General features: G+C 46.8%; 17 protein-coding genes. 11 read left to right on the top strand and 6 right to left on the bottom strand.

The window, feature by feature from the left end; translation table 11 throughout:
- The first annotated feature begins 1 nt into the window (after position 1).
- The 5 genes from ACJJIW_RS08875 to ACJJIW_RS08855 all read left to right on the top strand — a co-directional run bounded on the left by ACJJIW_RS08875 (position 2) and on the right by ACJJIW_RS08855 (position 5,294).
- On the top strand, positions 2-334 hold the full coding sequence (locus ACJJIW_RS08875; RefSeq protein WP_282931080.1) for a hypothetical protein: 333 nt from the start codon (positions 2-4) through the stop codon (positions 332-334).
- 144 nt (positions 335-478) lie between these two features.
- Positions 479-916, top strand: a complete 438-nt coding sequence (locus tag ACJJIW_RS08870) for a DUF8479 domain-containing protein (RefSeq protein ID WP_282931079.1) — start codon at positions 479-481, stop codon at positions 914-916.
- A gap of 66 nt (positions 917-982) precedes the next feature.
- Complete coding sequence (locus tag ACJJIW_RS08865; RefSeq protein WP_282931078.1) at positions 983-1,369, top strand: Imm50 family immunity protein; 387 nt, start codon at positions 983-985, stop codon at positions 1,367-1,369.
- Positions 1,370-1,895: 526 nt separating this feature from the next.
- The gene (locus tag ACJJIW_RS08860; protein WP_444937134.1) at positions 1,896-4,421 is read left to right on the top strand and encodes a plasma-membrane proton-efflux P-type ATPase; all 2,526 of its coding nucleotides are present in this window, start codon (positions 1,896-1,898) and stop codon (positions 4,419-4,421) included.
- A gap of 39 nt (positions 4,422-4,460) precedes the next feature.
- The gene (locus ACJJIW_RS08855) at positions 4,461-5,294 is read left to right on the top strand and encodes a polyphosphate kinase 2 family protein (RefSeq protein WP_282931076.1); all 834 of its coding nucleotides are present in this window, start codon (positions 4,461-4,463) and stop codon (positions 5,292-5,294) included.
- Between the two features lie 91 nt (positions 5,295-5,385).
- Here ACJJIW_RS08855 and ACJJIW_RS08850 read toward each other — a convergent pair whose 3' ends face one another.
- A complete protein-coding gene (locus ACJJIW_RS08850; RefSeq protein WP_444937133.1) occupies positions 5,386-7,191 on the bottom strand; it encodes an Ig-like domain-containing protein in 1,806 nt (601 codons plus the stop codon).
- An 888-nt stretch (positions 7,192-8,079) separates the two neighbouring features.
- Entirely contained in the window at positions 8,080-8,394 is a 315-nt protein-coding gene (locus tag ACJJIW_RS08845; RefSeq protein ID WP_282931074.1) for a cupin domain-containing protein, read from the bottom strand.
- A gap of 297 nt (positions 8,395-8,691) precedes the next feature.
- Here ACJJIW_RS08845 and ACJJIW_RS08840 point away from each other — a divergent pair, with 297 nt between their 5' ends.
- On the top strand, positions 8,692-9,750 hold the full coding sequence (locus tag ACJJIW_RS08840; RefSeq protein ID WP_444937132.1) for a hypothetical protein: 1,059 nt from the start codon (positions 8,692-8,694) through the stop codon (positions 9,748-9,750).
- Positions 9,751-9,830: 80 nt separating this feature from the next.
- Here the strand turns inward: ACJJIW_RS08840 and ACJJIW_RS08835 are convergent, their stop codons facing one another.
- Positions 9,831-11,300, bottom strand: a complete 1,470-nt coding sequence (locus tag ACJJIW_RS08835) for an aryl-sulfate sulfotransferase (RefSeq protein ID WP_444892146.1) — start codon at positions 11,298-11,300, stop codon at positions 9,831-9,833.
- 863 nt (positions 11,301-12,163) lie between these two features.
- Between ACJJIW_RS08835 and ACJJIW_RS08830 the strand changes: the two genes are divergently transcribed.
- The gene (locus ACJJIW_RS08830) at positions 12,164-12,436 is read left to right on the top strand and encodes a hypothetical protein (protein ID WP_282931071.1); all 273 of its coding nucleotides are present in this window, start codon (positions 12,164-12,166) and stop codon (positions 12,434-12,436) included.
- Positions 12,394-12,840: a L,D-transpeptidase family protein gene (locus ACJJIW_RS08825; protein ID WP_238152069.1), complete on the top strand. Its 447-nt coding sequence runs from the start codon at positions 12,394-12,396 to the stop codon at positions 12,838-12,840. Before ACJJIW_RS08830 ends, ACJJIW_RS08825 begins: the two co-directional genes overlap by 43 nt.
- A 67-nt stretch (positions 12,841-12,907) precedes the next feature.
- Here the strand turns inward: ACJJIW_RS08825 and ACJJIW_RS08820 are convergent, their stop codons facing one another.
- Together ACJJIW_RS08820 and ACJJIW_RS08815 are read right to left on the bottom strand one after the other, a co-directional pair.
- Positions 12,908-14,311, bottom strand: coding sequence for an alanine/glycine:cation symporter family protein (locus tag ACJJIW_RS08820; RefSeq protein WP_444892148.1), 1,404 nt, complete (start codon positions 14,309-14,311; stop codon positions 12,908-12,910).
- A 177-nt stretch (positions 14,312-14,488) separates the two neighbouring features.
- Positions 14,489-16,006: an MFS transporter gene (locus ACJJIW_RS08815; RefSeq protein ID WP_282931068.1), complete on the bottom strand. Its 1,518-nt coding sequence runs from the start codon at positions 16,004-16,006 to the stop codon at positions 14,489-14,491.
- A 186-nt stretch (positions 16,007-16,192) separates the two neighbouring features.
- Here ACJJIW_RS08815 and ACJJIW_RS08810 point away from each other — a divergent pair, with 186 nt between their 5' ends.
- The 3 genes from ACJJIW_RS08810 (at position 16,193) to ACJJIW_RS08800 (ending at position 21,453) form a co-directional block, all read left to right on the top strand.
- Entirely contained in the window at positions 16,193-18,634 is a 2,442-nt protein-coding gene (locus tag ACJJIW_RS08810) for a glycoside hydrolase family 31 protein (protein WP_444937131.1), read from the top strand.
- Between the two features lie 51 nt (positions 18,635-18,685).
- Entirely contained in the window at positions 18,686-20,599 is a 1,914-nt protein-coding gene (locus ACJJIW_RS08805) for an alpha-amylase family glycosyl hydrolase (RefSeq protein ID WP_444937130.1), read from the top strand.
- Positions 20,600-20,814: 215 nt separating this feature from the next.
- Complete coding sequence (locus ACJJIW_RS08800) at positions 20,815-21,453, top strand: hypothetical protein (RefSeq protein ID WP_444937129.1); 639 nt, start codon at positions 20,815-20,817, stop codon at positions 21,451-21,453.
- Between the two features lie 47 nt (positions 21,454-21,500).
- Here the strand turns inward: ACJJIW_RS08800 and ACJJIW_RS08795 are convergent, their stop codons facing one another.
- A complete protein-coding gene (locus ACJJIW_RS08795) occupies positions 21,501-24,050 on the bottom strand; it encodes an alpha amylase C-terminal domain-containing protein (RefSeq protein WP_444937128.1) in 2,550 nt (849 codons plus the stop codon).
- Positions 24,051-24,632: the final 582 nt, after the last annotated feature.

The raw sequence follows: 24,632 nt of genomic DNA, 5'->3' as shown, positions 1-24,632 counted from the left end.
CATGTCTAAAAGAAATATTTATTTCCCTAACGAACTGATTAAAGAGCTAAATGAAATTGTAGTTAATCAAGGATATGACGCTCTGTTGCATGTGTTTAAAAATATTGATTTGGACAATTCAGAATATTTATCAATTGATGAGAATGAAGCAAAGCTATTAATGCGTTTGGCTGATATTGAGATGTCTAAAGCAATTTTAATGTATCCTTTCACTGATGACGAAGAGGAAAATTACGATCCAGCTCATGAGGAGAAGTATGATGATGTAATGATGGGTATTTATGAGAAAACATATTATTACATACAATCCGAATATGGTGACCTAGAGAGCTAGAATCCTTAACAAACTGCTGCATACCGACACATACTGCTACGCTCGTTTTTGTGTGTCGCTAGCGCCACTTTACACAAAAAAGCTCTCCGCAGTATGTGCGGGTGAGCGGAGCGTTAACCATAGAAGTGAGTGAATTAGAGTAAAATGGAAAATAAGATAAGCAAAAAGAATATAATCCTAGTAACCGCAGCTACCGCAATAGGTTCTGCCTTAGGGAGTTTTGCCGTCAAAGATCTATTTAAAGAAAATGTAGATCAGAATGATCGCCTAAAGAAAGTAGCCGAAGAGACAAATAAGCTGTTGCCGATGATCATAGATTCAGAAACGCGCCTAGACAGCACTGTCGGCTTAAATAACACATTCACATATATTTATACGCTTACCAATTACTCATTTGATGAAATTGATGCATCTACTCTAGAACAGAATCTGTCTCCAAAAGTACTTAACAATTACTGCTCATCTTCGGATATGAAGCAATTTGTAGATCACGGAGTTACCGTAAATTTCAGATACCTTGGAAAAGCCGGCAAGCAAATCCTCAACCTTTCTCATCAACCTTCAGATTGTAAAAATGGTTAACAACGCCAGGCAGTAAATCTCCGGCTGCCCTTGCTAGCGGCGTTATGCAATCCATAGAGTGACCATATGTGGTTAGACTATCTTAATTCAAGAGAGGCACTAGACAGGATCTTTCAAGACCAGGTATTCGGAGAAGTTGTAGAGCTTATACGGATGTCATTTGAAGATCGAGATGTCAAAATCGAGTTTGATCTTCGTGAATGGCCAGAAAACGCTCCAAGAAAATGGAGCGATCAGAAACTTAATACAGTTCAAGTAACAATTGTTCTGGGGGCCTGTACACAGATTCACATGAAAGATTGGGCGTCAGAGAATATCGGCGAATTTAGGGTAAAAAAAATTAAGGGAAGTGATCTATATTCGTTCAAATTTGTATCTTCTTCTGGTACATATTTTAGCTGCATTTGCGATGTTTTGTTCTTTACAAAGGTTTCGGCATATCAAAATGCATAGCAAGCAGCACGAATGCCCGAAAAAAGACGCCGGGCAGGACGGCCTACATTACGCTTCGCTTTATTTCGGCCTCCCGTGTGCTGGGCGTTAAGTTTAAGACTTACCCACGCTTAGTAGACACCCTGTATAGTTAGGCTTCAGCCTATCATGATAGTGCACTATAAGCTAAAGAGAACTTAGGCATATACGGAAAGCACCTGCATATAGCCTATACCTTGAGCCTGTTGGACAAGGACTAGCAAAGATTTACTATTCGAAACCCCGGAGAAAAACCGAGACGTTATCGAGATAGGCTAATCCTGCAGCTTAATCAGCTGTCACTGATATACCCCTTTCAATGGCCCACAGGAGTAGTGGTTTTTCATGCCAGTAGGATACCGGCTTTTTTGCCTTTGACTCTATGCCTTCAAATTTCTGTTACCGCCGTCACCAATGTCCACTTAGCGAGTGGCGCAAACTGCTAGATTGAAATATCCATTGCTGGAACAGACTCCATAGGTAAACCTTTGTCATTGGGAAACCCAAAGTGCAAAGTCAAGAATCATCGCCAAATAATCAAAACAACAGCGATCAGCAATCGTTAGATTTGCAGAACGCTGATATTGATGCAGTTTACAATGAACTAAACACGTCACCCGCCGGCCTCACAAAAAATGAAGCCAGCGCCCGCCTGCAAAAATATGGTCCCAATACCATTCAGGAGAGGGAGCAAAGCGCACTCGCTAAGTTCTTGCGATTTTTCTGGGGCCCCATTCCCTGGATGATTGAAGCGGCCGCATTGCTTTCTGCATTAATTGGCCACTGGCCCGATTTCGCCATCATTATGGCCCTGCTTCTATACAACGCGATTGCCGGGTTTTGGCAGGAACACAAAGCTGCCAATGCGCTGGCAGCACTGAAGGCCAGCATGGCCCCCAAAGCCAATGTATTAAGGGATGGGGGGTATCAATCCATCGATGCGGCGATGGTGGTCCCAGGGGATATAGTGCGAATCAAGCTAGGGCAAGTCGTGCCCGCTGATGTGCGATTTACCGAAGGGAAATCCATCAGTATTGATCAAGCCGCCCTTACCGGAGAATCTCTACCCGTCAGTAAGAGCATCGGTGATATCGGCTATTCCAGCAGTATCGCTAAACGGGGGGAGATGACCGCTGTTGTCATTGGTACCGGGCACAATACATTCTTTGGGCGCACCGCCCAACTTGTTGCAGACGCTGGGCAAAGTGCCTCACATTCGCAGAAAGCCGTCACCCATATCGGTGACTTCCTCATCGTGTTGTGTTTAGTGCTGGCCGTTATTCTGGTGGGTACAGAGTTATACCGCGATATCGTGGTTGCGGAAACATGGCACTGGTCAGATATCATCAATATCCTTCGCACTGTACTGGTATTGCTGATCGCTTCGATTCCCGTTGCCATGCCTTCGGTCATTACTGTGACCAATGCTCTCGGTGCCCTGGCGCTATCCCGTAAAAAAGCGATCGTCTCGCGGCTGGAATCCATCGAAGAATTGGCCGGTGTTGATATCCTCTGCTCAGATAAAACTGGCACCCTCACCAAGAACCAATTGTGTCTCGAAGAACCTACCTTATTCAGCGCGAAAAAGAACGACCAGTTAATTCTTGCCGCCGCTATCGCATCTGAAGCAGGCGCCAGTGATCCAATTGATCAAGCAATTTTTGCCGGCCTGAAAAATAAGGAAGAACTGAAGAAATATAAGGTTGAGGAATTCACTCCATTTGATCCGGTGAGCAAACGCACTGAGGTTAAGGTACAGGATCAGGACGGGCAAACCCTATATTTCAGCAAAGGGGCCCCCCAGGCTATTGTCGACTTATGTAACTTGAGTGGTGCGGAGGCCGACAAAGCCACTGCTTGTGTGCAACAACAGGCCTCCAGGGGACTGCGCTCCCTGGGCGTTGCGCAGAAGGCAAACGGTTCATCGTGGCAATTCCTGGGTATTCTGTCTCTTGAAGACCCACCTCGGGATGACTCCAAAGACACTATTCAGCGTGCACGGGAACACGGGCTTCAAGTAAAAATGATTACGGGCGACGATGTGGCTATCGGCAAGGAAATCGCTACTCAAGTCGGTATTGGAACAAATATTTTCGCTGCCAGTAGTGTGTTTACAAAGTCCCAGGATATGGACCACCTGCCATCTACTATCGTCGATACCGTTGAGCGTGCAGATGGATTTGGGCGAGTGTTTCCCGAACATAAATATGCCATTGTGAAAGCATTGCAAGGCAGGGGTCACCAGGTTGCCATGACTGGCGATGGTGTGAATGATGCGCCAGCCCTTAAGCAAGCTGATTGCGGTATCGCCGTTAGCGGTGCAACCGACGCCGCACGCGCGGCAGCAGCCATTATCCTGACCTCTCCCGGGCTATCTACCATCGTCGATGCCATTGATGAAGCCCGAAAAATATTTGAACGCATTATTAATTACGTACTTTTTCGGGTATCCATGACCCTGGATATTATGGTGGTGGTTGTCTTTGCTACCATAATGTTCGGTTTCTCGCCCCTAACCCCGGTTATGATCGTACTAGTGGCTCTTCTTGATGACATCCCCATTATGACCATTGCCTACGATAATACCCTGCTTCCCAAGGAACCTGTGCATTGGCAAATGCGAGACCTATTACTGGGCTCTAGCATTATCGGCCTTTTTTCTATTGCTCAAACAATGGGTATTCTCTTTATTGGAATGGAATGGCTCAATAACACCCACTGGCAATCCTGGATTGCATTAAATAAAGAGCAAATTCAAACTATCGTATTTTTACAGATCGTAGCGGGAGGACATCTACTGTTATTCGTTGTGCGCTCACGTACAGCTTTCTTTTCAAAACCACTACCCGCATTCCCTCTGTTTATCGCAATTGTTGGCACCCAAGCATTTACCGTACTGATGTGTGGATTCGGCTGGCTGGTGCCGGCAATACCCTGGACTATAATCGGTCTGGTATGGCTATACATGATTATCTGGATGTTTTTCCTGGACCTGGTCAAGAAACTTCTTTATCGAAGATTAAGTGATATCTGAGCCACCTACAAAAGCCTAACAAAGGTAGGCAGTCGAACTATGAATTGTTTCGAAGATTTCAGGGTAAAGCCTGACAGCAAGATAAAGCTCTCCGAAATAGATCCGGGCTTCAAACATTGTTACGAAAGTCGTGAAGAGGCACTCCCAGATACCCAGCGTATAGATGAGCAGATACGTTCATTCACTTACAAGCTTTACGCTGAGCGTAAAACATCTCTACTTATCTGCTTGCAGGGAATAGATGCCTCGGGGAAAGATGGCACCATCAAGCATGTATTGGGCGCAACAAATCCACAAATGTGTAGAGCGATTTCCTTTAAGGAACCTTCAAAAGAAGAGAGCGAGCATGATTTCTTATGGCGATATCATAAAGTAACCCCTGCTCGTGGGCATATATCAATCTTTAACCGCTCTCAGTATGAGGGGGTGCTGATTGAGCGAGTGCATAGCCTGGTTCCGATGGACATTTGGAGCAAACGCTATGAACAAATTAACAACTTTGAAAAATTACTCTCTGAAAGCAACACAATAATACTGAAATTTTTCCTTTACATCAGCCAGGATGAGCAGTTGGAGAGATTCAAGCAACGTATTGATGATCCCGCCAAACAGTGGAAAATCAGCGAAAGTGATTATACTGAGGCAAAATATTGGGATGAGTATATCTGTGCTTTTGAAGATATGCTAAATCAATGCAGCACCGAATACGCGCCCTGGTTTGTTATCCCCGCAAACCACAAATGGTTCCGGGACTTGGCTGTAGCCTCAATTATTTCTGAAGCATTAAAGAAGTTAAACCCCCAGTTTCCTGCCCCCACCGTCAACCTGGAAGAGATAAAAACCAAGTATCATCAACTTAAGAATTTGCAATAAACTAAATCCCTAAAAAGTGAGAGAGATGGTAAATTTATTTACCATCTCTCTTAGCTATAATTTCAATCTAGCCAAGTCAATCTAGAAAGCACTACTGCGACTTAAACACCAAGATCCTATTATTCATTGAGTCAGTAACAAACAGATTATCTTTATAACCAAAGACTCCTGTTGGAAGGCCTAAAGTGGATGCACTAGGTAGTTCACCGGTATCATAAACTCCGTCTTGATTAGAGTCATTATAAGCAGATTTTACAAAATCACTTTGCCCCAAAACAGAATCCGCAGCAGCATAATTTTCTTCAGGCCACTGATCCCAAATTAACACTCGGTTATTCTCTGTATCAGTTACGAATAGCTGAATTCCATTTGACCAAATCCCTAACCAGGGATAAAGTAAATCCTTTTCCGTTGCATTATCCGGCCACTCAGCAACTCTAAAATTTTCCTGCCCAAGTACAACATCTGCCGCAGCATAGTTTTCTGTGGGAAATTCATTCCAGAGCAAAATTCTATTGTTTTCAGAATCTAAAATTGCAAGCTTATCTCCATCACTCCAGACTGCACTAGGGTAAGCAAGATTTTGAGCTGTTGGCCCCCCGCTATTACCATCCAAATCGGTATTAGCGGCGCAACTCTCCAGTGTAGGCTGACCAATAGCTAAGCTTGCAATTGTATTATCTTCTGTTGGAATACTATTCCAAACCAACACGCGAGAGTTAACTTCATCTACAGCTATAATCTTCCCGTCAACTATAATGGCAGATGCTAGTGTGCTAAAGCTATCACATCCTTCGTCTCCCTTGCCCCATGGCCCTAAAACCACTTCAGGAGCTGCCGTCCCATCCATAGGGACTTGATTATAAAGCGAAATCCGTCTTTCCCCCTCCGCCTGAGAAACAACTAACTTACCGTCATTAATACTGGCCTGAATTGGCGTTTGTAGTGTCTTTCTATCATCAGATGAATCGGAGCTATCCAGACTATCGACACCTATAGCAAAATCAGCAGAAGTCCCATTCGAGGAAGGTATTTCATTAAATACCAAGACACGATGATTTTCTCGATCCGTTATAAATAGTTTTCCATCAGAACTAACGGCAGGAGTACCAACCGGAAAACCTCCAAGATTTTTAGCACTGAGCCCTGTATCTATGTCTGAAAAATTATCCTGACCAATCACCACTGACGCCGGAGTAAAGTTCTCGAAATACATCGGCACAGTAAAACTGCTGTTTACTGTAGGAATGGAATTTCCTGCTAAATCCATTACATCAACGTTGATTGTGCGTTTCTGTCCGGCGATCCAGTATTCTTTTGGAGTAACGGTTAGCGTATCATTTTCAACGGCGGTAGCAGACCAAACAACCTTATAGTCATCTTCAAGTAATATTCCGCTTAATTGAAGACTATCTGTATCCATAGTCTCAGAAAATTGCAGTTTGAAAGAATCATTCTTTTCCAGGCGAATATTCTGCGGAAATATACTATTTACAGTAGGGGCAATGTTCTCAACTTGATACTTGACGGTAATCTCCGTCATTTGATTACCAGCGCCGTCCTGAGCATTGATTACTAGGGATAGCTCTTCCCCTTCCCCCCAAACATCGTTCGGTCTCAGCTCTAATGAATCTTCACTAACTTGGTATAGCTCCCCGAGTTCCTGCATAGAACCAGACAGTGAGATATCACCTAGCTCTACTGGTTCATCAAAAGTCAGTAATACCCTACCACCTTCTTCGATAGTACTACCACCTGCAGGAATAAGGGTCAAACTGGGTGCAGTAATATCACCAGTCTCTTCAGGAGATTTTCCTCCACCTGATCCTCCGTTACAACCGTATAGCGATGAGACAATAGCAAGGCAAAGAGTTGCTTTTAAAAACTGAACTTTCATTTCTTCCCCAAGAAAATGTTTACTTATCAACACAGGACCATGCTAATTTATTTCTCACAAAGAAATGACACGAGAACAAGCAATTTATATCGATTGTCAGAAGTAACGCGTTTTATGGCGGAAATTGGCGCACAACTTTAAGTAAACACTTCCAATTAGTACTAATGCCCCATAATCATATTTGGCTTTTAATGAAAGAGTTTCCTCCTAGCACGAAAAAATTAACTGCAGATCACTAATTTCAACCTAAACGCAATCACATCCAGGAAATTGTCGATTCTTGATTTCCCTACTATTAAAATGGGAACAACATCATCTATTACAGATATATCACCTCAAATAATAAATCAAGAGTTTAATTCACCGACACATAAGATATTTTAAATTGCATTTACCAGGACCAAGTAAGAAGAGCGCAGAGATTTTTTATGAACACTGAAGCTTTTACAAGCTTACTTTTCCAAATGTCTCATTCAGAAAAGAAAACCTCTAGAGTAAACATACACAGGGTATAACCACCAGATAACCTAGCCGCTGACCTAGCTATAGAAAGCTGAAAATTTGATTAATTATTTTTTTATAGTATTACTTACGATAACCCTATAAGAAAAAACCAGGCAGCATACACTGCCTGGCCGAAAAGGATTTGACTTGGTATCAAACGATCAGACCAAATTAAAGCTGTCCAATTTAAGCAAAGCGCCGAAAATTTTAACAGGCCTCTACGGTATATGGAGATATGTACAGGCTGACCTGCCAGTCAGCAACCACTCAAGTCTTAAAGCTAACAATACTAACTCGTCAGAGGACTTTAGATCCGATTTACATTGGTAGATATAGAACTCTCGATAGGAGCTCGTAAGATTTATTTCTTAAAAGATAACTGCTTCACTGAAAGAAAACTGCCAACCATATAGTGGCCTCATCTGCAGCTGTCTCCACCACCCGATGCCTTTGATTTGCCCTAATCAACAAGTTATCCCCCTTCCCCAGGTGGTGCCTCTCACCATTTTCCATTTCAATAACACCATAACCGGAAAGTACTAACACCCACTCATGCTCATCTTGATCATACCACCCTGTTTCCGGCGAGGACTGCCCGTAAGATATAATCCGCTCAACCCTGCAGCTTTTCCCCTCTAGCAAACTCTGAAAATGCTCCCTAGAGTGATCACCTGGTAGTTGAGTGAAAAAATTACCCATAAGTCTCCCCTAGCATTAAATCGGCATGAACGAAAATTTACAAAAATACAACTATACTAGAACTAATGGGCTCCACAATCGGGGTTAATATAGAAAAACATACGCCAACCGAATTCAAAATGAGCCCAAGACTATAAAATAGAATATTTTTTACTAAACCATCAACATTGGCTCTTTGACGCCCCAAAAACACAACTCTCACATGACACATAAAATAAATCATTCGAAATAAATATGAGCACCTATTAAACAACAATAGATACCAGATCACGATCTATAAAATACAAAGAACATATAATGACTATATATTTACATTCAGGGCTACACAAAACCGGCACCACAGCAATACAATATTACGCCTACAAATATAGAAGACTGTTAAGAAGCAAAGGTATTTTATATCCCATTATTCATCGCAATTTAATTAGCATAGATAAGGGTCACCATCTTTTTGCACACTCATTTTCCGATCATCCTGAAAGCCCGCCTATATCCAGAGGAAAGTTGCTAGCATATGACTGGAAGTCAAAGTCACAGAAAAATAACCTTGATCTATTAATTAGTGCAGAGCCTATTTGTCGACATACTTATAAAACAAAAGATTGCTCCTGGATTGAGGCTCGGCACCATTATTTAGAACACCTCTCCAACACATTACCCCCAGAGCAAACCAAAATCATCTTAACCTTGCGCAGACAAGATAATTTTGCCCAGTCTCTATACAAAGAACATATTGTGAAAGGAGTATCTCCACTAGCGAAACTGTCATTCAAGGAGTTCCTATCAAAGATAGAAGGTAGAAACCTGAACTTTTATAAAAATATAGCAGTATTCAAAAAGTTCTTTCCCAATATACAAATACTCATTTACGAGCAGCTATGTAATGGCGACCTACCAGTTAATTTTTTCCGCTCGCTAGGGGTTTCCGGCTTACCAAATTCTAACAAGATCATAAGGGAGAGTCTCTCCAATGAAGAGGCCGTTTTAAAGCAAATATTAAATCAGCAAATACACTCAAAAGCTGAAAATATAAAACTATTAAAATGGATAAAATCTCGCAATACGCAAAACATAATCAAGCGAACACTACCAAGATCATCACACCTATGGAACTCTGATGAAGATAGAGCTAATTTTTTAGATCGATATTCACAGGAAAATAAAAAAATAAATGATGAGTTCCTCGAAGGAGGTGAAGAACTTTTTCCATCAAATCATACACCCCCACAGAAAAAGGCTAACATTATCACGCTAAAACCATATTTAATTAAAACACTTCAAATCCTATCTAGTGATATTCAACAGTTACTCGGGGAATACCGGCTTAGGAGAATAATCAATGCTATAGAGCACTGATTGCCAAATCTGGTTAGAAGTCCTTTAATAAAAATCGCCAGCAACAAAGTATGCTACTGGCTTCCAACTATTTAGAGGGTCTAAAGTGATAAATCACTTACCGCTGATATATCATTCCAAGAAAAACGCTCAGCACGATATACACTCGTATCATTGACTACCATCTCCCAAACCGTCTCTGCAGTCTGATCGTCGGCGACTTCAACAATATGTGCATCTCTATTATTGCCGGTACTAGCACTGGATGGGCCGCCCACGCAAAGTAGAATATTCCCACCGGAAAGTTCATCTACATCCCCTAAAGAATTGGTGTACTTTGGTGCAACGTACTCCCAAGTCTGCACTGCAACCATTTCCTCTGTATCCAAAGAGAATTTCACTGCGCGGCTATTATAGATTTCACCACTGTATTCAGACTCATTCCTATTATCGTAAATCAGAATATCTCCGTCTGACGCAAGCATGGCTGCATGCTGAGAAGCCATCCAGGTGCCATCTTGCAATGAAAATAATTTCTCAAGAAATTCCTCGGAAGCATCCAAATCCCTACCCATAATCCAGTTCACTTCGCCACTATCATGATCAATATTAACCACCCAGCTTTGAGATCGACTTGACAATAAAATCGAATTATCCTCAGAAATATAGTGTAAAGAATTAGAGTGAGTCCAATCCAGCGCACCATTGCTCGATTCCCGACTGGCTAACTCACCGGGGAAACGCTGGGTATCGAGATGATCGAATGCAGACCATTCCCATACAGTATTTCCTTGCCCATCCACTTCGAGAATCGCATCTCCTTTTATCCGTTGGCCACCAATTGTTGCATAGGCGTTTGTTAATACCAGTAGGTTTCCATTTTCAAGAAGAATCGCGTCGTGGTGATAGGCTGGTAGCTCAAATGATTGGAGCGTTTCACCGGCAAAGGAGATAATTCTTGCTTCCTGATCCAACAGCAACATTAAATTGCCATCCTGTAAATTGCGCACTACCGGAGATCCGGTGAGAGGAACGTCTCCGTGAAGGTACCAAACAACCTCACCCTCCTCATCGAATCCCCAAAAGGTATTATCCCTGTCACCTGAAGGTGCAAAAATAGTTACACCTCCTTCGCTTTGCTCCGTAAACGTAGTTACCTCAACAGGGGGAGCACCTTCAGGTAACGAACCAGTCTTGAAAGAAATAGTCGAGCTCAGTACAACGTCTCCACTTTCCAGCATTGCCAGTGCAGTAAAACGGTAAGTGGTATCGGCCCTTAAACCTACTAGGGTCATATCATGCTCTGTGCCCCAGTCGGTATAATTTGTCCGCCGACGGTCGGTTACCGCCGAATTGATTCTGATCGCCACTCGTGACTCACTGCTAGTCGATACTTGCGCATTAACCATTAAACTATTTAGTGGATGCATCGAAAGGGTTAATTCTACTTCGTCATCCAAAACAATCAGAGCTTCATTCGCTTGCTCTACCTCAGCAGTCACGCCCGGATTGCTGTAAAGTATTACAATAAATACTAGAAAAAATGTGGGCAACATCGATCTTCCACTCATAGCCAAATCCTATAAAGTAAATAATAAAAATAACTACCTCTACCCTGGTATTTCATTTTCAGGGGAACTTTCAATAATCAGCTATCACATAACGCAAAAAGGGTGGGTTCGTTTACTTGGTTTTCAAATCAGAAATAAATATTTTGAACGATCCCGAAAAGTAAATTTCTTTATTAAATTTTCTAATGCGCAAAGGCCAACACAACAAGAATGAGAAGTGTGAATAAATTTGGATAACGATATAGTCGCGACACTTACTAAGATGAAATAAATAACAATAACTTTTTGAAAGCTATTTCTATTATTCTGGTGTGATTCAAGAATGCTGGAAATTGACTCGCAAGTTACGGTAGATAACTCATAAAACCTTAGCAACTAAGACAAAATTCCCCAAAATCACTAACAACTAGAAGAACATCCTCTAAGAGAGGCCCAGTATATTCCTTTTTGTTGTCACCAGCCCTTAAGACCCACCTTACCATCCCTTGGACTTGTAGTGGTTCATACCGCCGCAGTACCAACCCGCAGCCGAGGCCGAGTATACGGTTATCTGCTTTGGGGAAATCACCAGCTATGGACTTGTCCCTGTAGAAGGGCAGAAATACTTGCCCTAAGACAAACTGTAGCTGGATTCAAAATCCACGGTTGTTTACACGGCCCACTGGTAGTAGAGAGGTGTGTAATGCATAGCCGATCTTCGCTGCAAAATCATCAATCCATTTCCACGAAACAGAAGGGATCTCTACGCAAAAAATCATCATTCGCCGCTGCCGTAGTGATTGTGGGATCTGCAATTCTTGCCCCACTGACCTATGCCGTGGATTATTCCAATTCCCGCTATAACTCGAGATACAGCGCTCAACATGGACATGGAAACTACGGAGCACACTCCAGGTATAGCAGGGACTACCGAGCAAATTCACGGCATAGCAGGAATTACAGATCGCACTCAAGGCACAACCGGGACTACAGAGCACACCCCCGATACAACAGAAATTACAGGGCGCATTCCCGATACAATAGGAATTATCGGGCTCACTCCAGATACGGAACACATTCCAGATACGCGGCGAATCCACGGCATAGCCGCCATATGTGGTTTAAATCCAATATTCAGGGAACACCGCGTATTGTGATCGACCTCAGTGATCAAATGGCATACTTCTATAAGGGCGGGCGCCTGGCCGGTATGTCCCCGGTATCTACCGGCAAACCCGGACACCGCACACCTACCGGTAACTTCCGTATTTCACAGAAGAAATACAGCCATCGATCAAATCTGTACGGTCACTACATCAGCCCACGGGGTTATGTAATGCGCAGCAATGTGGATGTGCGCCGCCACCGCAAACCTGCGGGTTCTCGATTCCGCGGGGCATCTATGGATTACATGATGCGTATCAATGGCCCCGTTACTATGCATGCCGGCCACGTCCCGGGATATCCCGCCTCTCATGGCTGTATTCGTATCCCCTGGCATATGGCTAAGATTTTTTATGCCCACGCCAAGGTTGGTACCAAGGTGTCCGTGGTGCCTTAAGTTGGAAGTAACAGGTAAATTTTTACCAACCATAAAAAAGGCGGACTATTTAGTCTGCCTTTTTTAATTAAGAAGCCTCGGCCTCTTTTCTCTTTGTTAAATCCATACGGGTAAAATAATCGTGAGCCGCTCGATTAACATGCCTTGCCAGCAATAAAGTAGACACCATTGTTGGAATCGCCATTACCGCATACATCCCGATGATGATGCTGTTTACCGCACTTAAAGAAGCCACCGCACCCAATATAATCAGCACCATGTAGAGTCCGGTATAAAGACCCTGCCAGCGGCCACCGAAAAGAAAAACATAGCACTTCATGCCGTAATACCAGCAGGTAACGATAGTGCTGAAAGCCAGCGGAAGGACCATTAGCAGTAGCAAAATTGGGCCGAACTGCCCAAACACCTGAGAAAATGCCTGTGCAGTCAGGGTAACGCCTGCAATATCCCCTTCCTGCTGCCAAGCGCCAGTCAGTAATATCACCAGGGCGGTGCAAGTGCAGATAACCAGTGTGTCTACAATGGGGCCCAGCATGGCAACTACGCCTTCTCGAACGGGCTCACGGGTTTTCGCTGCACCATGGGCCAAAGACTCTGTGCCTATACCCGCCTCATTGGAAAATGCACCCCGGCTCACCCCTACTGTGATTACCGAACCCAGAGTACCTCCAGCAATAGCTTGACCGCTGAAAGCATCCGAGAAGATTAACGCAAATGCTGCCGGTACCTGCTCCCAGAAGCTGGCAATCACCACAAGGGTCATGCCCAGATAAAACAGCACCATGCCCGGCACTACTCTTGCGGAGAATTTACCGATACGCTGGATACGACCGGCAATAACGTAGGCCGATGCAACAGCAATTAATAAGCCAATAACAAAATCAAAAGTGAGTGAACCTCCGGGTGCTACCCAACCCAAGGGCTCAGCAAAAGACTCGCGCAGTAGCTGCGTGGTTTGATTGGACTGAAACACCGGCAACATACCGCAGAGTCCCGCCACGGCAAACAGTACCGCGAGCGGCATCCAGCGTCGGCCCAACCCCTCGCGAATAACATACATGGGGCCACCTTGCAGTTCCCCGGAGGCATCGCGACCGCGAAACATCACCGCCAGCGTCGCTGTATAAAACTTGGTAGCCACCCCCACCAGGGCGGTTACCCACATCCAGAAAATCGCCCCAGGCCCACCAATCGTAATTGCGATGGCAACCCCGGAAATATTGCCCAACCCTAGGGTTCCCGACAGCGCTGTGGATAGCGCTTGGCTATGATTCACTTCGCCAGGGTCATTGGGATCATCATATCGGCCACTTAAAAGCCCAATACTGTGCCCAAGATGGCGGTAGGGACGGCCACGAGAATAGATTAATAGCGCGAGGCCGCCACCAACGAGTAGCACTAATAAGGGGGGACCCCAGACAAAACTGGCAAAAGCCTCTAATGCCTGATCAATTGCAGGGAATATCGACATAATTTAATTCATTTCCGGTGAGATCCGCCCAGTCTAGGTACGCTCACACCAGACTGTCAAAATGCCACCATAAAACTCCGTAGCCCCATAAATGCGAAAACTTTGGGAAAACCTGGAATCCCGGCAATAAAAAAGCCCCTAACAGGGGCTTTTTTAACAATCTTTTACAACTTTTTATCAAGCTGTAGTAGTTGCCTTTAATGCGGGCTCGGGTTCAGAACTCTCCCTCACAAGCGCCACCGATATAGCGCCAAGCAACATACACACCCCCGCCAAAACAATGATGTAAATTGCCTGGTTTTCGAAAACTGTTTTCAATATCAAGCCAGCTACCAGGGCGGAAACAATCTGCGGGGCTGCGATAGTGAAATTAAAAATCCCCATATAAACACCAGTCTTATCCGCCGGCAGCGAGTCGGAGAGGATCGCATAGGGCATCGCCAGAATAGCGGCCCAGGCAATACCCACACCCACCATCGGTAGCAATAATCCCAGGGCGCCACTGGGTACGGAAACTTCTGTAATCAACAAATTCACCTGTGTGGGATCGCCCCCCTGGAAGAACAGGAAGCTGATGTATCCCAAACCGCCCAGTGCCAGCGATAGGGAATAAGTGAGCTTACGCCCCAGCACCTGAGACAAACGGGCCAGGACAATAGAGAAGATCGCTGCGAACAGGGAGTAAGCAGCAAAAATAATTCCTACCCAGTCACCGGCAGCACCCTTGGCGGCAGCGATATGTGCGGGAATTTCTTTGACGCTTTCCAGATAGGCGGGATCAAACCACTTGGCTTCCACTCCCCAAACGTGCTGAGTGATCGCAGGCGTGGTGTAAACCCACATAATAAACAGGGCAAACCAGGAGAAGAATTGCACCAGGGCCAGCTGGCGCATAGTGCGCGGCATTTTAATTAGCAGCTGGAAAAAACCGATCAAGCGCTTTGCCAGTGGGGTTTTTTGCTGTCTCTCCCGCTCAAGTTGCGCGGAGTCGAGACCTTTATAGGCATTGTACTGCTCCGGCGGATACTCCTTGGTGCGCAGCACAGTCCACAACACACTGCCCAGCAGCACTGTGGCGCCGATATAGAAAGCCCATATAACGGAGGGCGCCACCTCTCCCGCACGGGCAGTATTTTCCAGACCAATCACATTAGTCAGGATGAATGGCAACATGGAGCCGAAGATGGCGCCAATGTTAATCAGCAAAGACTGTATCGAGTAACCCAGGGTGCGCTGCTCTGATGGCACCATGTCGGATACCAGGGCGCGGAAAGGCTGCATGGTCACGTTAAAGGCCGCATCCATCAGGGCCAACATAACGCCGCCGAAAATAATTGGGGCCACTATCGCCACCACAATCCCGGCATTGGGCATAAACGCCATCCCCAGGGCTGCGGCGATGGCACCAAAAAGGATAAAGGGGTTGCGGCGACCGAAGCGACTCCAGGTCCGATCCGAAGCTGAACCCACGATCGGCTGTACGATCAGTCCCATTAGCGGCGCCACTATCCAGAACAGGGATAGAGAATGAAGGTCCGCCCCCAGATCAGACAAGATTCTACTAGCATTGGCATTTTGCAGAGAAAAGCCAAATTGCACCCCGAGAAAACCGAGACTGACATTCCACACCTGCCAAAAGGGCAAGCGCGGTTGCTGGGCTTGCGGCGCAACGGCGCTGCTTGCTGATTGGGTCATAGAGGTCACCGCATCACTAGTTATGCTTATTCTGCCATTTTCACACGCACTCCCGGAGCATCCATCCTCCCCCATAGGGGAGGATGCGGGCCAGATCCTTCGCTTTAGGATAAACTCAGGCCCATGCGTATACGCCGGGCCAACACAAAACAGTGAATCCTAATCAAGCAACTGAAGTCCCGCGCGATGATCCTAAAACTCCCACTCCTGCGCCTGGTGTGTCTCGCAGCTACACTCTGCCTGAACGCTCAATCCCTGGCCGCTGAACAGCGCAACTACCGCGATCACACCATGAGCGAAGACTCACTAACTGTACAGACGAGTGAGGGCGAGGTCACCCTCACCCCGGTTGGTCCGTCAGCGCTATCGGTACACTATCGCCGCGAAGGCCTGAAGCAGTTGCCCTCATTTGCGTTGGCCAGCGATTCTGCCGGCCGATCCGAGGCGACGCTGGAGCAAAAAGGAGACAAGCTCGTTTACCGCACTGGCTCGCTTACTGCCGTTATCCACAAGTCTCCCTTCCGAATCGAGTACTTGCGCGGCAGCGAACAAATCCTGAGTGAAGAGCGTGGCTTCTTTGCTACCGAAACGATGCGCGGATTCCGTTTCGCACTGTCGCCAGAGGAAAAACTGCTGGGCGGCGGAGAGCGGGTTATGGGGATGGACCGTCGCGGTCAACGCCTCCCTCTGTATAACCGTGCCCATTACGGATACACCACCGAATCCAACCAGATGTATTTTTCCCTGCCAGCAGTACTGTCCAGCAACAAATACATTCTGCTGTTCGACAACTCTGCCACCGGCACCCTGGATCTGGGCGCAAACGAAGAAGATATCCTGCAATTTGAAGCCGTAGCCGGACGCACCGCTTACATCGTGGTAGCCGGTGAGACTTATCCACAGTTACTGGAAAATTATGTATCCACCACCGGCAAACAGCCCCTGCCACCCCGTTGGGCCCTGGGTAACTTCGCCTCCCGCTTTGGCTATCACAGCGAAGCTGAAGTCCGCTCAACCGTGGATAAGTTTGCCGAAGAAGATTTCCCCCTGGACGCCCTGGTGTTGGACCTCTACTGGTTTGGCCCGGATATCAAAGGTCATATGGGCAACCTGGCCTGGGACAAGGAAGCCTTTCCCGAACCAGAAAAGATGATGACCGACCTTAAAAAGCGCGGCATCAATACCATCCTGGTGACCGAGCCTTTTGTCCTCTCCACCTCCGAGCGCTGGCAGGAAGCCGTGGCGAATAATGCCCTGGCCAAAAACCTGGCCGGAGAACCCAAGCGTTTTGATTTCTACTTCGGCAATACCGGCCTGATCGATGTCTTCTCTGAAGATGGCGGCGACTGGTTCTGGAATATTTACGACGGATTATTGGAACAGGGCGTAGCCGGCTGGTGGGGCGACCTGGGTGAGCCGGAAGTTCACCCCTCCGATACCGTTCACGCAATCGGTATGGCCGATGAAATCCACAACGCCTTCGGCCACGCCTGGGCGCAATTACTGCACGAACGCCAAACGGCAAAATACCCAGAGCGCCGCCCCTTTATTATGATGCGCGCCGGTTTTGCCGGCTCCCAGCGCTACGGCATGATCCCCTGGACCGGCGACGTCGCTCGGGAATGGGGTGGCTTACAGCCCCAGGTGGAATTGGCTCTGAGTATGGGCTTGCTGGGCTTTGGCTACACCCATTCAGACCTGGGTGGCTTTGCCGGCGGTGAGAAATTTGACCGCGAACTCTATATCCGCTGGTTACAGTACGGCGTATTCCAACCGGTTTACCGCCCGCACGCCCAGGAGCATATTGCTTCCGAACCGGTTTTCCACGATCGCCGCACCCGCGATATCCTGCGCGAATATGTAAAACTGCGCTATCGCCTGCTGCCCTACAACTACACCCTCGCCTTCGAAAATAGCCAGACCGGCATGCCACTGATGCGTCCGCTGTTTTTCGAAAACGAAAGTGATCTATCTCTACTGGACTACAAGGATGCCTACCTATGGGGTCAGGATTTCCTCGTTGCCCCAGTCGTGGAGGAGGATGTGGATGAGGTCGCGGTAAAGCTGCCCGGCGGCACCTGGTTCGATTACTGGACTGATGAACAATATTCTGGCGATCAGGCCCTGGTAGAAGTGAACCTGAAAACGATTCCTGTACTGGTGCGGGCCGGCGCCATTATTCCCACCATTGACGATATTCACAGCAGCCGCGATTACTCCAGTAAAAACCTGATCCTGGACTACTACGCGCACCCATCAGCAGCAAAGTCCGAGCGCTATGTTTATGAAGATGATGGCGCTACCGCGCAGGCTTTTGAAAAAGGCAAATACGAGAAGCTGCATTTCTCAGCTGAAAACAAACAGCAGGGTTTAACCTTCGCCTTTAATCGCGAAGGAGACGGTTATACCGGTATGCCGGAATCCCGCAAGGTCACTTTAAAGATCCACAACTGGCAACAAGTGCCTGCGCAGCTCGATGTTACCGGCGAATCCCTGCCTATTTTCGGCACTGAAAAAGACTTTGCTCAGGCACCCCGTGGGGCCTGGTACAACAAGCGCAAGCAGCAACTGCTGGTTAAATTTGACTGGCACAAAGAACCGCTGGATTTAGTACTCAAAAATCAATAATTCAGCAAACCGCTGTTCACTGACAAAAAAATTTAAAGTCATCAGGAAACAATGAAGAAGTTACATTCCCTGTTTATTGCCAAACTCCTTTCGGCTTCCCTACTGGGCGCTGCTCTATTCGGCACTGCCGGCTGCAGCCAGGAGAGCAGCCCGGAAGAAATACAGCCCGCTGAAAAAGTTGTGGAGAAAAAAGCCGTTATCTACCAAGTGCTACCGCGCTTATTTGGCAACACTAACAGTACCAACAAACCCTGGGGCACACTCGAAGAGAATGGTGTGGGCAAGTTCTCCGACTTTACCCCAAAAGCACTGAATGAAATCCACGCGCTGGGCGCCACCCATATCTGGTACACCGGCGCCCTGCACCACGCGCTCGTTGGCGACTATACGGAATACGGTATCAGTAACGATGATCCAGATGTGGTCAAAGGCCGTGCCGGCTCTCCCTATGCCATCAAGGATTACTACAGCGTAAACCCAGACCTGGCCAATAACCCAGCAGAGCGATTACAGGAATTCCGCGCACTGATGGAACGCAGCCACGCGGCCGGCCTGAAAGTAATTATCGATATAGTGCCTAACCATGTAGCCCGCGCCTATCATTCTCTCGATAAACCCCAAGGCGTGCAGGATTTTGGAGCTGGCGACAACACCCAAGTTACCTACGCCCGCAACAACAATTTCTACTATGTGGTGGGCGAAGACTTCCGCGTGCCCCTTGCAGAAGACAGTTATCAGCCACTCAATGGCGAAGCCAATGATCTTGTCGATGGGCAGTTTGTAGAGAGTCCAGCTAAATGGACCGGTAATGGCGCGCGCAGTGCACAACCTGCCATGCACGACTGGTATGAAACCGTCAAAATTAATTTTGGCGTTCGCCCCGATAACAGCAAGAACTTTTCTGAGCTACCCCAGGAGTATGCCGAGCGCGACTACCGGGCCCACGCCCAGTTTTGGGCAGACAAGAAAGTCCCGGACACCTGGGAAAAATTCCGCGATATCGCCCACTACTGGCTGGACTTTGGCGTGGACGGATTCCGCTATGATATGGCCGGTATGGTGCCGGTAGAATTCTGGAGCTACCTGAATTCCTCCATCAAAATGCGCAACCCCAACACACTGTTACTTGCCGAAATCTATACTCCGGAACGCTATCGGGATTATCTGCATCTGGGCAAAATGGATTATCTCTACGATAAAGTCGGCACTTACGACGCTATTCGTGCGGTCATGGAGAACAAGGGCGGTGCAGATAAAATCGCAGAGGTGCAGGCAAGCCTGGTAGATATCTCCTCTCATATGTTGCGCTTTATGGAAAACCACGACGAGCAGCGTATTGCCAGCCCACAATTTTCTGGCAACCCAGAGGCAGGTAAACCTGCAATGCTGGTGTCTGCCGCGCTCTCTCCAGCCCCTACCTTAGTTTACTTTGGCCAGGAGTTAGGAGAGCCCGCCAACAAAGATGCCGGCTTCGGTAAAGCCAGCCGCACCACCATTTTCGACTACTGGTCAGTACCCAGTGTGCGCCGCTGGAACAATGAGGGCGCTTTTGACACTGCACTGCTGACAAAAGAAGAAAAAGAGCTGCGCATCTTCTACCAGCGCCTGCTTAATTTCTCCAAACAGAGCCCGGCCTTACTTGGCGATTACCTGGACTTGCACAGCTACAACCGCAAGCAAAACTCAGGCTATGGGGAAAAACAATTCTCCTTTGCCCGCTGGAGTGAACATGAAAAATTGTTGGTAATCGCCAACTTCGATAACAGGGCAGTGGAGTTTGATTTTCAGTTGCCTACAGCACTTCTAGAGGCCTGGAAACTACAACCGGGCAGCTACCTGGCTGAAAGCCAGATATCCAATAAGGTGGCAAACCTTATCTTGGAAAAAGACCAAGTCTCCACAAAGATCCTGTTGGCACCCTACGAAAGCCATATCTTTGCAATATCCACTGCTCCCCAGAAATAGCCTCTCAGCCCTGGAGGGGACTACTCCCCTCCAGGAACGCTTAAGCACAGCAATTTATACCCACCTTATCCCCTTTCTCACAACATAATCCCGACAATCCCTAACCATACTCATCAGGTAACTCGCTTGACATAAACACTACTCCATGTATATTGCTCACAATTATATTGTGCACAATTTAAATAAAAGCCGAAATTGATATGCAAGGGGACATTATGAACCGACAAGATAGCCGCTATTTTTCACCACTAAACCTAATTTTGGCTGCACTTTTAGCATCAGTAGCACTTCCTACAATGGCTGAAACTAACAAGGCTGAACAGGGCGAAGCACCTATCCAGGTAACAGACGAGACTTTTAACTGCATCCGAGATATGACCAAGGTGCGGGGGTTTTATGTGGATAATTTACTGGGAGATCTGGATGGGACTCTAGAGGTCGCAAACTCCAGCACTGGAGGTGTTTATCCTCCTGGATCAGTGGTCCAGTTAGTACCCGGGGAAGTGATGGTCAAACACCAAAAGGGCTTTAACCCCGCCACTAAAGATTGGGAGTTTTTTGAACTTGATGTTTCTGAGGAAGGCAGCAAAATCCGTAAGCGAGGTTTTGTTGATGTAGTTAACCGTTTTGGAGGTAACTGCTTTGCCTGTCATGTCCAGGCCAAACCGCAGTGGGATTTAATTTGCGAGACCGGACACGGCTGTGAACCCATACCACTGACAAAAGAAATCCTGGCCTTGTTACAAAAAACCGATCCTCGTTGTGAATCGAACCCAGAGTTAAATCAAGAAGAGATTGCAAAATTGCAGGCGCTACAACAAGCACTGCTGGCTAAAGAAAAAGAAAATAAATAACTAAAGAAGCCTGCAGACCAGCTTCCTGGCCTGCAGGCTCTTATCAATTACAGTGCAATCACACTATAAATCATAGTTTGATCATTCACCTGCACCTTGTAGCTTCCGCTTACAGAAGTGTAGATATCAGATCCACCCTGCTCCAAGTCGCCATCGGAGTCGCTATCGCCGTAGTTTTCACTCCAGTCAGCATTAATATCGAACTTGAAACGCTGCTGGGATTGACCATCAAAATTTACCTGGATTTCCCAGGTATTGTCGGCAACTAATTCCATAGCGTCAGCACCCCAACTATTTGGTGTGCCACGGAAATAAAGTGAGGAAAAGTTGGATGCGTAACTACCACAGTCTGCACAGGTCAGGCTGTAGCTCAGGGTTTCATCATTAACCTCAACAATATAAGTCCCTGATACATCGGTGTAGATATCATCCCCACCCTGCTCCAGAGAGCCATCCGCATTGTTATCCCCATAGTTTTCAACCCAGTCACTGCTGACATCAAACTTAAAGCGCTGGTTACTGCTGCCATCAAACACCACAGTGGCACGCCAGGTATTATCTGCAACCAGGCTCATCGCCTGAGTGCCCCAGCTATTGGGCGTACCGCGGAAATTTAATGCCGTAAACTTTTGAGCATAACCAGCATTGGGATCAGTCACGGTAATGGTTGCCGTAGCACTATCGGTTAAGCCATCGTTGTCAGTAACAGTGACCGTCTCGGTATAAGTGCCCGCACTGGCGAAGCTCAAAGTTTTCGTGGAAGAACTACCACCACTGCTCCAGCTATAGGAAACCACACTACCGTCGCTATCAGTAGAGCTGCTGGCATCCAGGGTGATACTCTGATTGACTTCTACTGTGCTGGATACTGGAGTCACGGTTGCAGTAGGTGCCTGCTGGGAAGAGACCTCAGTGATCGAATAGGCCAGAGTCTCATCATTTACTTCAATGAGATAGTTTCCGGTTACTGAAATATAAATATCTGCTCCGGTTTGATCCAATGTGCCATCAGCACCATCGTCACCGTAATTTTCGGTCCAGTCACCGTAGATATCCAACTTAAAGCGTTGGTCTGCCTGGCCATCAAAATTAACTACCAATTGCCAGGTATTATCTGCTACCAATTCAAAAGCCGTTGCTTCCCAATTATTTGCGGTACCACGGAAATAAAGGCTGGGGAAACCCGTTCCAGAACATTCATCACCACAGGAACCAGATAGCTGCCCACCGTGAATGGCCGCAGCGGAATAAGCTGCAACATTGAAAGTGGCATAGCCATTGCTGCCTACGGAAATAACATCGCCACTGCACTCATCATCTCCCGCCAGAACATTACAGTAGTCCCCTGCAGGAAGCCCTGTATACAGCGTCTGGCTGAGAGAGTTGCCCTCGTTATTGATAACAACGTAGCCTTTATCACCACGTCCAAAAGCAATCTGGTTATCTCCGTTATCCCACCAATTTTCCATACTGGTGCCATCGGTGTAGTTACGGAAACCCACCATATTGGCAATATTTCCCCATCGGTGCTGACATACCCATTCATTGTTTTCACAGCTTTCCGGTCCAGTGCTGGGGGGACCTATATCCGTATCGGTAAAGTCATAACCCGACATTACCTTCGGATAGCCATAGGGGTGTGCCAACATAAACACGTTGGCCAGGTTGTACTTGTAGCCATCGTGATAGGTCAGGTTACCGCCGCCACCGTGGCCTCGTTCACGATCGTGGTTATCGATAAAGTGAACTGCATCGCTGGAAGATAAAAGTCCCCAACTTTCACCGATACTGGCGAGGTTTTTAATTTGGCCGTTAAAATTACTTGCCACATCAGTGCCGTACTTGAATTCAGTCACACGGCCCAGGAATGTATAATTCGATGGCTGGATTTCAGAGGCTTCGCCGTCTGCACCGATAACTTCAGAAAAGATCCACGGATTGCCGGCTTTACTCATAATGCCGTACATATCACTGGGAGACATATGCTTAACCGCATCTACGCGGAAACCGGCAATACCCATATCCTGCAATTTGTTCAGGTAATCAGCCAGGGTCTGCTGTACATAGTTGGAAGCTGTATCCAAGTCTGGCAATCCAACCAAGCGACAATCCCAGACATTATCGGCATCACTGTAGTTATCGACCGTGCACTCGGAGTGGTAATCCCAGGAGGAAAATTCCGGGTGGTTCAATAATGTCCACTCAGTACCGCCCCAACCCGTACCACCGCCATTCCAGGCTGCCGTGTGGTTAATCACAGCATCTGCATAAACCTTAACACCCGCTGCATTACAGCGGTCGATCATACTCTGCAGCTCCTCCTCGGTACCGCTGCGACTGGTCAGGTTAGTGTAAGTTACCGGCTGGTAGCGCGCCCACCAGGTAGAATGGCTGACATGCTCTTGGGGCGGTGAAATCTGTACCGCATCAAATCCTTTCGGCCCCAGGAACTCCTCACATTCGCTGGCGATATCATTCCAGCTCCATTCAAACAGGTGTACAAAGGCTGTGCCTGCGCTGGCATGGGTACTGGACATGGCTCCGAGTACGATACTCGCGCCTCCCAGAAGCCCTTTTAGCGGAAATTGTTTTTTCATTTTAGCTTTCCTTTTTCTCTCATCTGTAGTCGTTATCTTTTTTGTATAAGGAGAACCCCAGAGGCAGTTGCCTTTGAATAGTTAATGGCTCTCCATTTCTACATAAGTAGGGTCAACCTATAAGCACGCCTTTTCCCAGGCATTTGCAGATAGCTGGATTACGTTCGCCCCACGGTAGGAGCTAGAAATATTCTCCTAAGGCGACACAACCAATAGGCATTCGCTCAAGAAAAGAATTTGTGGGAAGCACCGCAAGCGGCGAAGAAAAGTTCAGGCTTATCATCACAGGTGACCATTTATTATTTTTTGCAATTCAAGCCAGATATTTGGGAATCCCAACTACACAGTATCTAAACCGCTGGATTGCTATACCCGACCAATTGATCACTCATCCTGAGATATCCACAGACCACCAAAGGCATCAATAAACCGGTAGTATGTGAACAGATACCGAACAGCAGCGGTAATATGCACCTCCTGTGCTACTGCAGACCCGAAATTACAACTATTCGGGCTTTTGAAAGGCTAATAATCAGTGTTTGAGAGCACATCCTCCCTAAAGGGGGCGTAGTAGATATTTGT

This window comes from Microbulbifer maximicatervae (SeqCode) (genome assembly GCF_052467815.1).
This window is presented reverse-complemented; position numbering and strand designations above follow the sequence as displayed.